Origin of the sequence: Streptomyces sp. SID5785, assembly GCF_009870065.1 — a bacterium.
In the GTDB taxonomy this organism is placed as follows: Bacteria; Actinomycetota; Actinomycetes; order Streptomycetales; family Streptomycetaceae; genus Streptomyces.
Genome location: NZ_WWIA01000344.1, coordinates 1 through 8,165 on the forward strand (window position 1 = coordinate 1; position 8,165 = coordinate 8,165).

8 protein-coding genes are annotated in these 8,165 nt (G+C 73.6%); 3 read left to right on the forward strand and 5 right to left on the reverse strand.

Annotated features, from left to right (window positions below; genetic code table 11):
* Positions 1-362 (forward strand): YrdB family protein (locus GTW43_RS11255; RefSeq protein ID WP_343245968.1); only part of this gene is annotated, 362 nt, incomplete at its 5' end.
* A gap of 4 nt (positions 363-366) precedes the next feature.
* Here GTW43_RS11255 and GTW43_RS11260 read toward each other — a convergent pair.
* Positions 367-942, reverse strand: a complete 576-nt coding sequence (locus GTW43_RS11260) for a TetR/AcrR family transcriptional regulator (RefSeq protein WP_161301516.1) — start codon at positions 940-942, stop codon at positions 367-369.
* Between the two features lie 141 nt (positions 943-1,083).
* Between GTW43_RS11260 and GTW43_RS11265 the strand changes: the two genes are divergently transcribed.
* The gene (locus GTW43_RS11265) at positions 1,084-3,531 is read left to right on the forward strand and encodes a glycoside hydrolase family 3 C-terminal domain-containing protein (RefSeq protein WP_161301517.1); all 2,448 of its coding nucleotides are present in this window, start codon (positions 1,084-1,086) and stop codon (positions 3,529-3,531) included.
* Between the two features lie 63 nt (positions 3,532-3,594).
* Here the strand turns inward: GTW43_RS11265 and GTW43_RS11270 are convergent, their stop codons facing one another.
* Complete coding sequence (locus GTW43_RS11270) at positions 3,595-4,605, reverse strand: aldose epimerase family protein (protein WP_161301518.1); 1,011 nt, start codon at positions 4,603-4,605, stop codon at positions 3,595-3,597.
* 30 nt (positions 4,606-4,635) lie between these two features.
* Positions 4,636-5,547 (reverse strand): SGNH/GDSL hydrolase family protein, encoded by a 912-nt coding sequence (locus GTW43_RS11275; RefSeq protein WP_161301519.1) that lies wholly within the window; start codon positions 5,545-5,547, stop codon positions 4,636-4,638.
* Positions 5,548-5,865: 318 nt separating this feature from the next.
* Here GTW43_RS11275 and GTW43_RS11280 point away from each other — a divergent pair, with 318 nt between their 5' ends.
* Complete coding sequence (locus GTW43_RS11280; RefSeq protein ID WP_161301520.1) at positions 5,866-6,360, forward strand: DUF3145 domain-containing protein; 495 nt, start codon at positions 5,866-5,868, stop codon at positions 6,358-6,360.
* Positions 6,361-6,463: 103 nt separating this feature from the next.
* Here GTW43_RS11280 and GTW43_RS11285 read toward each other — a convergent pair whose 3' ends face one another.
* Entirely contained in the window at positions 6,464-7,735 is a 1,272-nt protein-coding gene (locus tag GTW43_RS11285) for a beta-ketoacyl-[acyl-carrier-protein] synthase family protein (RefSeq protein WP_161301521.1), read from the reverse strand.
* Between the two features lie 88 nt (positions 7,736-7,823).
* The gene (locus GTW43_RS11290) at positions 7,824-8,072 is read right to left on the reverse strand and encodes an acyl carrier protein (RefSeq protein ID WP_018530896.1); all 249 of its coding nucleotides are present in this window, start codon (positions 8,070-8,072) and stop codon (positions 7,824-7,826) included.
* Positions 8,073-8,165 lie beyond the last annotated feature (93 nt).

The window sequence follows — 8,165 nt, forward strand, 5'->3', positions numbered from 1 at the left end:
ACGGCGGACCCGCGCACGGCGGACGGCACGCGATGAGGACAGCGAACCTGGCCGTCCTCTTCGTCATCGAGATGGCCGCCCTCGGCGCGGTCGGCGCCTACGGCTTCACCCGCGACGTCGCGACCCCCCTCGCCTGGCTCTACGGGCTGCTCGGCCTGGCGGTGATGATCACGGCATGGGCCCTGTTCGGCTCGCCGAAGGCCCGCTGGAAGACCCGCGGAGCCGCCCGCGTCGCCTTCGAACTGGTCTGGTTCGGGGCGGGAGTCGCCGCCCTCGCCCTGTCCGGTCAGTACGTCTGGGCGGCCGTCCTCGCCGTCGTCTGCGCCGTCGGCAAGTCCCTGGCGGTGGCCTGGGACCAGTGAGGTCTCACGGCGCGTCCCCGGCGCCGAGCAGGTCGAGGAAGTCGCCGAACGCGCCCGGCATGTCCACCCCGTCGGGGTCGAGCAGCCACTGGTACTGGAGCCCGTCCATCACGGCCACGAGCAGCGGCGCCGCCCGCTCCGGCGTGAGTCCGCCCGGCAGCCGGTCCCCGTACTCCGCGCGGAGCACCTCGCCCATCGACTCCCGCACCGCGTCGTAGCGGTGCGTGAAGAACTCCCGGGCCGGGTGCCCCTCGGAGACGGACTCGCCGAGCAGCGCCGAGAAGGTCTGCACGAGGCCCGGGCGCATCGCGTTGTACTCCACCAGCGAGCCCAGCAGGTCGAGCCGGAGCCGGTGCCCCGGCGGCACCGCGTCCCACTGGTCCCGCGCCTCCAGGACGGCGACGAGCAGCGCCTCCTTCGTGGGGAAGTGGTGCAGCAGCCCCTGCTGCGTCAGCCCCACCCGCTCGGCGACCGCCGCGAGGCTCGCCCCCCGGTACCCGCGCTCCGCGATCACCTCGAACGCCGCCCGCAGGATCTCGGCCCGGCGTCCCTCGCTCCTGGCGGTTCTGGTGCTGCTCATGTCAGTCACCGTACGGCACCACGGAGGCACCCCGAGGAAGGGAAAATCACGGAGGCATAACAAAACCTACCGATCAACAGGGAGGGGGTGCAGGATGGTCCCACCGAACCCCGAACGTGACCTCGAAGAGGAGGCGCCGGCATGGCGCACCAGGCGGACGTCCACAGTTCAGACGACGGCGAGCGGGCCCGTGAGCGGGTGGTCGAGGAGGCCCTCGGCAAGCTCGACCTCGACGACAAGGCCCGGCTGCTGTCCGGCCAGGACATGTGGTCCCTGCCGGCGCTGCCCGCGATCGGGCTGCGCTCGCTCGTGATGTCCGACGGCCCGATCGGCGTGCGCGGCACCCGCTGGACCGCCGACGACCCCTCCATCGCCCTGCCGTCGCCGACCGCGCTCGCCGCCACCTGGGACCCCGGCCTCGCCCACCGGGCCGGCGTGCTCCTCGCCCAGGAGGCCCGCCGCAAGGGCGTCCACGTGCTGCTCGCCCCGACGGTCAACCTGCACCGGTCCCCGCGCGGCGGCCGCCACTTCGAGGCCTACAGCGAGGACCCGTACCTGACCGGCGCCATCGGCACCGGCTACGTCCGCGGCGTCCAGTCCGGCGGCGTCGGCACCACCGTCAAGCACTTCGTCGCCAACGACGCGGAGACCGACCGCTTCACCGTCGACAACATCGTCTCGCCGCGTGCCCTGCGCGAGCTGTACTTGGCCCCCTTCGAGGCCATCGTCGAGAACGCGCACCCGTGGGGCATCATGACCGCCTACAACACGGTCAACGGCACGACGATGACCGAGCACCGCCACCTCGTGAACGAGGTGCTGCGCGGCGAGTGGGGCTTCGACGGGTTCAACGTGTCGGACTGGATGGCCGCCCGCTCCACCACCGGCGACATCACGGGCGGCCTCGACGTCGCGATGCCCGGGCCGCGCACCGTGTACGGGCCGCCGCTCGCCGCCGCCGTCCGGGCCGGCGAGGTGGAGGAGTCCGAGGTCGACGCGGCCGTGCGCAACGTCCTGCGGCTCGCCGCCCGCGTCGGCGCCCTCGACGGCGCCGAGCCCGTCGTCACCGCGCCGCCCGCCCCCGTCGACGGGGCCGCGCTGGCCCGCGAGATCGCCCGCCGCGCCTTCGTCCTCGTGCGCAACTCCGGCGTCCTGCCGCTGCGTCCGGACGCCCGTATCGCCCTCGTCGGCGCCGCCGCCCGCGACGCCCGCGTCCTCGGCGGCGGCTCCGCCACCGTCTTCCCCGCCCACGTCGTCTCCCCGCTCGACGGCCTGCGCGCCGCCGCGCCGCACGTGACCTACGCGGTCGGCGCCGACCCGGCCGGTGAACTCGCCCCGGCGGACCAGGGGTTCACCCTGCGAGCGGTGTGCCGGGACGCCGCCGGCACCGTCCTCGGCGAGGGCTCCCTGCCCAACGGGCAGGTGCAGTGGATGGGCGACGACCTGCCCGCCGGAGTCACCCACGAGACGCTGCGCAGCATCGAGATCAAGGGCACCTTCACCCCGCGCGAGAGCGGCGAGCACACCTTCGGCACCCGCGGCCTCGGCGGCTTCACGCTCACCGTCGACGGCACCGTCGTCTACGACGGCGTCCAGCAGATGGGCGACGAGTCCGACCCGTTCGGCTCGTTCTTCGGCGCCCCGCAGGAGCGCGCCCGGGTCACCCTCACCGCGGGCGAGCCCGTCGAGGTGTCCCTGCTGCACCCGCTCGACCCGGACTTCGAGGCCCCGCTGCCCGCCGTCGTGTTCAGCTTCCTGCACCTCGGCCCGCGCCGGGACCCCGACGAGCTGATCGCCGAGGCGGCGGCCGCGGCCCGCGACGCCGAGGTGGCCGTCGTCGTGGTCGCCACCACCGAGAGCGTCGAGTCCGAGGGCTTCGACCGCCCCGACCTGCGGCTGCCGGGCCGCCAGGACGACCTGGTGCGCGCCGTCGCCGCGGCCAACCCGCGCACGGTCGTGGTCGTCAACTCCGGCTCCCCGGTGGAGCTGCCGTGGCGGGACGAGGTCGCCGCCGTGCTGCTCAGCTGGTTCCCCGGCCAGGAGGGCGGCGCCGCCCTCGCCGACGTCCTGCTCGGCGCCGAGGAGCCCGGCGGCCGGCTCCCCACCACCTGGGGCGCCCTCGCCGACGCCCCCGTCACCGAGGTCACCCCGGCCGGCGGCCGACTCGTCTACGAGGAGGACGTGTTCATCGGCTACCGCGCCTGGGACCGGGCCGGTGCCACCCCGTCCTACCCCTTCGGCCACGGCCTGGGCTACACGACATGGGAGTACGAGTCGATCGAGGTCACGGGCCGCACCGCCACCGTGCGGGTCCGCAACACGGGCGGGCGCACGGGCCGCGAGACCGTCCAGCTCTACCTGGCGCCGGCCGAGCCCGGCACGGACCGCCCCACCCGGACCCTGGCCGGCTTCGCGAGCGTGACCGCGGCCCCCGGCGAGAGCACCGAGGCGGTCGTCGAACTCCCGCGCCGCGCCTTCGAGACGTGGGACGAGGCGGGCGGCGGCTGGACGCTGCGGGCGGGCGCCCACACGCTCACCGCGGGCCGCTCGCTCACCGACGGCCGGGTCTCCACGACCCTGACCGTCTGACCCGGCCCGACCCGACCCGGCCCGATCCGGCCCGATCCGGCCCGACCTGACCGGGCCGGCCTTCTAGACCGCGCCGAACCCGTACACCGTCCGCGACCGGAACGTCTCGCCCGGCCGCAGCACGGTGGACGGGAACTCCGGCCGGTTCGGGGAGTCGGGGAAGTGCTGGGTCTCCAGCGCGATCCCGTCCCCCGGCGCGAACGGCAGCTCCGGGTCGAAGTGGTCCGCCGTGTAGAGCTGCACCCCCGGCTCGGTCGTCGCGACGCTCAGCGTGCGGCCCGACGCCGGGTCGTGCAGCGCGGCGACCTCCACCGCGGCGGCCGTCACGCCCTTGTCCAGCACGTAGTTGTGGTCGTAGCCGGGCCCGGCCTTGCGCGGCTGCCGGAAGTCGAAGCGGGTCCCCGCCACCTCGGGCAGCGCGCCCGTGGGCACCAGGTCGCCGTCCACCTCGGTCACCCGCGACGCGTCGACCCGCACCTCGTGCCCGGCCGCGCTCCCGGCGCCGCGGCCGCTCAGGTTCCAGTAGGTGTGATTGGTCAGGTTCACCACCGTCGGCGCGTCCGTGACCGCCTCGTAGCTGATGCTGAGCGCGCCGCCCGGCTCCAGCGCGTAGGTCGCCACGACCTCCAGGCGGCCCGGGAAGCCCTCCTCGCCGTCCGGCGACACCCGGCTCAGCCGCAGCGCGTGCGGCCCCGCGGCCTGCGCCGCCCACACCCGCTTGTCGAAGCCGAGCGCACCGCCGTGCAGCGCGTTCGTCCCGTTGTTCCGGGCCAGGGAGTACGCCTGCCCGTCGAGCGGGAAACCGCCCTGCGCGATCCTGTTCGCGTAGCGGCCCACCAGCGCCCCGAAGTACGGCCCCGGGTGCGTCAGATACCCGTCCAGGTCCTCGAACCCGAGCACCACGTCGGCCACGGCCCCGTCCCGGTCGGGCACCTCGACGGACTGCACGATCCCGCCGTAGGTGAGGACGCGGACCCGGACGCCGTCCCGCTCCAGGGTCCAGCGGTGGACCTCGGTGCGTTCCGCCGCGTGGTCGCCGCTGTGGGAAAGTGTGCCGAAAAGTTCGCTGCGCATGAGCGAGACCCTACGCCGGGCCCCGCGCGGTCACGCCCCGGGCTCCTTCGAGGTCACCCCGCGGTAGGCCAGTGCCGCGAGCCGCGCCTGTCCGTCGCGGCTCGGGTGGAACCAGTCCCAGTGGCTCAACTGCCGCTCCCCGAACCGGTACCCGAAGACCGCGCCCCCGTCGTAGCGGCACCGGTCGTCCTTCGCGCAGACGTCCGCGAGCACCTTGTTGTACGCCTTCACCCGCTCCTGCACCCGGTCCCTGCGGGCGCCCGCCGCCGCGTCGAACGCGTCCGGATCGGCCAGCATCGATGAGCAGATCCCCAGCTTCCACACCGTCTTGCCGAGCGCGCTGCCCCGCCCCTCGGACCACAGCCGCTTCAGGTCCGGCACGCTCATCACGTACACCTGCGCCTTCGGCGCCGCCGCGCGCAGCCTGCGCAGCGACTCCTCGAAGTCCGAGCGGAACGTGTCCACCGGGGTCATCGACGTCGCGGTCGGCCGGCACGCGTCGTTGGAGCCCGCCATCACCGTCACCAGCTCCGGCCGGTGAGCGCCCGCCCGCGCCATCTGCCCCGGCAGGTCCTCCATCCGGGCCCCGGTCCGCGCGTAGTTCCAACTGTGCGTCCGGGCCCGGCTCGTGCCGAGCAGCCGGACGGCGAGGCTGCGCACGTCCGCGTCCGTGCCCGTCGCCCACGACACCTCGGGGCAGTCGGAGAGCACGCTGCACGCGTCGAACCCGCGCGTGATCGAGTCGCCGACCGCCGCGACCGAGTCCGGGCTCGTGTCCCAGGCGGGCGTGGGCGAGGGGGACGGGGAGGAACGGCCGCCGCGGGAGCCCGCCGACTCGTCGCCGGAGCCCGAGCAGGCGGTGAGCGCGCAGACCCCGAGCACGGCCGCCGTCACACCGGCGAGGACCCTGGCGGAGAACGACCGGTGACTCCGCGCCCGCATCCCTGGTCCTCTCGCTCGCCGTCGCCGCCCGCACACCCGTACCGCACACCTGTACCGCACACCCGTACTGCTCCGTCTGACGCCGTACGCGGGGCCGGGGTTGCGCCCCGCCGGGTGAAAGGTCGGTGTTTGTGCGCCCCGGGACCGACAGTACGACACACTCCTTGCATCGCTGCGCGATAGCCTCGGCCCCGGGGTCCCCGGTCGACCCGGTGAGATCTCGCTGTACCGGTTCCGCTAAATTACAACACGTCAGATGTGTCCCTTTTTGTCAGAGCCTTTTCGGTCTCTTCGATCCGGCCGACACGGGAGGTCCCGGTGACGACACGTGGAGTTCTCTACGTGCACTCCGCGCCACGCGCGCTGTGCCCGCATGTCGAGTGGGCGGTCGGGGGCGTGCTCGGTGCGCGCGTCGGCCTGGACTGGATCAGGCAGCCCGCGGCGCCCGGCACCTGGAGATCTGAGTTCTCCTGGCGGGGCCAGGCCGGCACCGCCGCCAAGCTCGCCTCCGCGCTGCGCGGCTGGCAGCTGCTGCGCTTCGAGGTCACGGCCGAGCCCTGCGCCGCCGCCGAGGGCGAGCGCTACAGCGCCACCCCCGAGCTCGGCATCTTCCACGCCGTCACCGGTGTGCACGGCGACATCCTGATCCCGGAGGACCGGCTGCGCGCCGCCCTGACCCGCTCGCAGGGCGGCGAGAGCGACCTGGAGTCCGAGATCGCCCGGCTGCTCGGCAAGCCCTGGGACGACGAGCTGGAGTCCTTCCGCTACGCGGGTGAGGGCGCCCCCGTGCGATGGCTCCACCAGGTGGTGTGAGGACCGAGGGCGACCGCGGACGACCGCGGACGACGGAAGAAGGGGCCCGCCGGGATCAGATCCCGGCGGGCCCCTTCTCGGTACCGCGGCGTGCTACGGCGCGTCAGACGGACCGGAACGCCAGCACGACGTTGTGTCCGCCGAAGCCGAACGAGTCGTTCAGCGCGGCGATGCGGCCCTCGACGGGCAGCTTGCGGGCCTCGCCGCGGACGATGTCCGCGGCGGCCTCGGCCTCCGGGTCGAGGTTCTCCACGTTGATGGTCGGCGGGGCGACCCGGTGGTACAGCGCGAGGATCGACGCGACCGACTCGATACCGCCTGCACCGCCGAGCAGGTGACCGGTCATCGACTTCGTCGCGGAGACGGCGAAGTGGTCCGTGTCGTCGCCGAACACCTTGCGCAGCGCCTTCAGCTCGGCCACGTCACCGGCCGGCGTCGACGTCGCGTGCGCGTTGACGTGCACGATCTCGGCCGGGTCCAGGTCGGAGCCGTCCAGCAGGTTCTGCAGGGCCTGCGCGATGCCGCGGCCCTCGGGCTCCGGCTGCACGATGTCGTGGCTGTCGGCGGAGATGCCCTGGCCGACGGCCTCCGCGTAGACGCGGGCGCCGCGCGCGGCGGCGTGCTCGGCGGACTCCAGGACGATGACACCGGCGCCCTCGCCGAGGACGAAGCCGTCCCGGGCGGTGTCGTAGGGGCGCGAGGCACCCTGCGGGTCGTCGTTGTTCTTGGACATCGCCATCATGTTGCCGAAGGCGGCGATGGGCAGCGGGTGGATGGCCGCCTCGGTGCCGCCGCAGACGACGACGTCGGCGCGGCCGGTGCGGATCATCTCGATGCCGTACCCGATGGCCTCGGCGCCCGACGCGCAGGCGGAGACGGGGGTGTGCACACCCGCGCGGGCGTTCACGGCGAGGCCCACGTTGGCCGACGGGCCGTTGGGCATCAGCATCGGCACGGTGTGCGGGGAGACGCGGCGGACGCCCTTCTCCTTCAGCACGTCGTACTGGTCGAGGAGCGTGGTCACGCCGCCGATGCCGGACGCGATGACGGCGCCGAGCCGGTCGGGGTCGATGCTCGCGTCCTCGCCCGCCTTGTCGGTGAAGCCGGCGTCGGCCCACGCCTCACGGGCGGCGATCAGCGCGAACTGCGCGGAGCGGTCCAGCTTGCGGGCCTGCGGGCGGGGGATGACCTCGCCCGGCTCCACGGCCACGGGGGCCGCGATGCGGACCGCCTGCTCGGCGGCCCACTCCTGTTCGAGGGGCTTGACGCCGGAACGTCCGGCGACCAGGCCCTCCCAGGTGGACGTCGCGTCGCCACCCAGCGGTGTGGTTGCGCCGATACCGGTGACGACCACGGTGCGATTGGTCGAGCTCACAGGAATTCTTTCTCCAACGGATGCGAGGGATTCAGCGGCGCCACCGCCGGGTGGCGGAGCGACTGACCTACTGGTCCGAGCGGGTGGCTCAGGCCTGGTGGTCGAGGATGTACTTCGTGGCGTCGCCGACGGTCTTGAGGTTCTTGACGTCGTCGTCGGGGATCTTGACGTCGAAGCGCTCTTCGGCGGCGACGACGACCTCGACCATGGACAGCGAGTCGACGTCCAGGTCGTCGGTGAAGGACTTGTCCAGCTGGACGTCCTCGGTGGGGATCCCGGCGATCTCGTTCACGATCTCGGCGAGACCCGCGACGATCTCTTCCTGAGTGGCGGCCATGATGGCGCTCCTTCGGTGTGTATCCAGAGGGTGTGGGCGGCAGCCCGTGCGGACCGGGTGATCCGTACGCGATGCCTAGGGGAGGGTAACGAC

What these genes read in the sequence shown, in the direction of transcription:
- GTW43_RS11260 (WP_161301516.1), bottom strand. Translation starts at nt 942, where the DNA reads ATGAGCAGCACCAGAACCGCCAGGAGCGAGGGACGCCGGGCCGAGATC.
- GTW43_RS11265 (WP_161301517.1), top strand. Translation starts at nt 1,084, where the DNA reads ATGGCGCACCAGGCGGACGTCCACAGTTCAGACGACGGCGAGCGGGCC.
- GTW43_RS11270 (WP_161301518.1), bottom strand. Translation starts at nt 4,605, where the DNA reads ATGCGCAGCGAACTTTTCGGCACACTTTCCCACAGCGGCGACCACGCG.
- GTW43_RS11275 (WP_161301519.1), bottom strand. Translation starts at nt 5,547, where the DNA reads ATGCGGGCGCGGAGTCACCGGTCGTTCTCCGCCAGGGTCCTCGCCGGT.
- GTW43_RS11290 (WP_018530896.1), bottom strand. Translation starts at nt 8,072, where the DNA reads ATGGCCGCCACTCAGGAAGAGATCGTCGCGGGTCTCGCCGAGATCGTG.